At 66.2% G+C, this 1385-nt stretch carries 2 protein-coding genes and 1 pseudogene; 1 reads left to right on the top strand and 2 read right to left on the bottom strand.

From position 1 onward, the window contains the following. The first annotated feature begins 158 nt into the window (after positions 1-158). Positions 159-488 carry an integrase core domain-containing protein gene (locus BKH32_RS14695; RefSeq protein ID WP_178384544.1) on the top strand — a complete coding sequence of 110 codons (330 nt, stop codon included), beginning with the start codon at positions 159-161 and terminating at the stop codon, positions 486-488. Between the two features lie 375 nt (positions 489-863). On the opposite strand, the gene BKH32_RS03595 is transcribed toward BKH32_RS14695, so the two are convergent. Continuing rightward, positions 864-1163 (bottom strand): helix-turn-helix domain-containing protein, encoded by a 300-nt coding sequence (locus BKH32_RS03595; RefSeq protein WP_075248664.1) that lies wholly within the window; start codon positions 1161-1163, stop codon positions 864-866. After that, a pseudogene (locus BKH32_RS14055) lies at positions 1139-1385 on the bottom strand (hypothetical protein); the annotation flags it as partial. The pseudogene BKH32_RS14055 and the gene BKH32_RS03595, both read right to left, overlap by 25 nt.

Here is a 1385-nt window from a genome sequence, read left to right as displayed (position 1 = left end):
GTGGCTTTCGTGACCGACGTCTTCTCGCGGAGGATCATCGGCTGGCAGACCTCCACGAGCCTGTACACCGACCTGGCCCTGGACGCCCTGGAGATGGCCGTCTGGCAGCGGAAACGTCAGGGGGCCGACCTGACGGGCCTGGTGCACCACTTGCGACCGTGGGGCGTAAGTACAGGTCTATTCGCTTCGGGGCTGCCCTGGCCGAGTGCGAGGCGGTCGCCTCGGTGGGGTCGAAGGGCGACTCCTATGACAATGCTCTGGCCGAGGCTCTGAACTCCTTGTACAAGGCCGAGCTGATCCGCAACCAGGGCCCTTGGGAGGACATCGACGCCGTCGAGGTCGCCACCGCCGAGTGGGTGCACTGGTTCAACACCGTTCGCCCTCACTCCGCCATCGGTATGCGAACCCCAGCCGAGCACGAAGCCACCTGGGCACCCGACCGCCACCGCCACGAACGATCACAACCGGCAACCACCGGCACCAGATAAACCAGCCTCCACAAAACCCGGGGCTTGACACCTTCCGACCCTCCCGGCTCAGGGCCATGGCCCAGTGCTCGCTCTTACCGACGCCCGGTGCCGATGAAGACCTCGATGTCTCCGATATCCATCTCTCCTGCCGCCTCTCGCTGCATGGGTGCGGGGCCAGCCGGTGGACGACCGGTCCTGCACCCACGTATGCGTTAGACCTCTACCGCTTTGCGGTGGGTCGTTCCCCTTATCAGCGGTCACCAGCGCCCGGCTGCTGCGGGTGACTTTCGCCCCCCCGGATCATCTAAGGACAGGGGCAAGACACCCGTGCCCACAGCAGCTGGCCCAGCCCCGGACCACCCGGGACCACCAACAAGGTAACGGGCAGGTCGATCATGACGGTGACGTACCGGTCGCCCCGCCTGGTGTGGCGCCACACGCAGGAGGGGGCACCTCCCGCACGAGAGCGAAGCGCGCGGGGGAATCATCGACCCCGAGGACCTCCACACCGTCGAAGCGATCAGGGTTGCCGGTGATGGTCTGCTCGGCCCGAGTCAGGATTGCGTTGTTGGCGGTGTGCCAGGAGATCCCCAGGGAGGCTGCTACCCGGGAGACCGACATGCACTCCAGGGCAAGGGCCCGCAGCCCCCACTCGACCGCCGCGTGGGTCAGCCGGGTCCTGGGGCCAGCCAAGCTGGAGGTGTCCTGTCTCCACACTCAACGGCAGTGGGTGCAGACGAAGCGCCGCAGGCCTTGCAGAACGGATCCTCAAACCCGATCGGCATGCGGCACTCCACAATGGCTTTCGTCGAGGTCAGGTGCTGGCCCACAGCGGTCAGTCCCAGGGCATCCAGGCCCAGGAAGGTCGTCAGATCAGGGTCGGTGAAGGTAGTCTCAGGCACGTCGAGGTCTCTC

The sequence above is a fragment of the Actinomyces oris genome (genome assembly GCF_001929375.1).
Lineage (GTDB): Bacteria > Actinomycetota > Actinomycetes > Actinomycetales > Actinomycetaceae > Actinomyces > Actinomyces oris_B.
This window is presented reverse-complemented; position numbering and strand designations above follow the sequence as displayed.